The organism is Candidatus Skiveiella danica, from assembly GCF_022705245.1.
In the GTDB taxonomy this organism is placed as follows: Bacteria; Pseudomonadota; Gammaproteobacteria; order Burkholderiales; family Burkholderiaceae_C; genus Skiveiella; species Skiveiella danica.
Genome location: NZ_JAKJEW010000143.1, coordinates 1 through 600, shown reverse-complemented (window position 1 = coordinate 600; position 600 = coordinate 1). Strand labels below are relative to the sequence as shown.

General features: G+C 51.8%; 1 protein-coding gene. It reads left to right on the top strand.

Annotated elements, in window-relative coordinates; genetic code table 11:
• Positions 1-256: 256 nt before the first annotated feature.
• On the top strand, positions 257-600 hold a 344-nt coding region (locus ACMUOY_RS20570; protein WP_413894573.1), incomplete at its 3' end, for a biotin carboxylase N-terminal domain-containing protein.

The following is a 600-nucleotide window of genomic DNA, read 5'->3' as shown; positions in this document are numbered from 1 at the left end:
ACGATGTTTCTCAATGACTTGGAGTCATATTTGGCCATGACTTCTCCTTTCTATGACGCAATGGCGGAATGGCGCTGTGATCGGCCTGCTTAGCTTAACAATTCCCGCGATGTCAAGACAATTTTCGTTTACAATAATGATGTTGACAGAAATTCCAGCAATAAGTATAAAGGCCGACTTATATCGACAAATGTAACTCCTTTCAAGGAAGGTAATCCCATGACGAAGAGAAACAGGAAGATCAGTAAAGTGCTCATTGCCAATCGCGGTGAAATTGCCCTGCGGATCATGCGTTTACGAACAGGCCGATGCGGATGCCTATTATGTCCGCCAGGCCAACGAAGCCGTCATGATCGGCGAGGGTCCCCGGAAGGATTACCTTGACATCGACAGGATCATCTGGGCGGCCCGGAAGACCGGCGCCGACGCCATTCACCCCGGCTATGGATTTCTCGCCGAAAACCCGGAATTTTCCGCTGCCTGTGAAAAGGCGGGGATCATTTTCATCGGTCCGCCGCCCCAGGTAATTAGCGATCTGGGCAACAAGGTCGTGGCCCGGAACATCATGGAGCGCGCGGGGATACCCTTCATTCCCGGCAC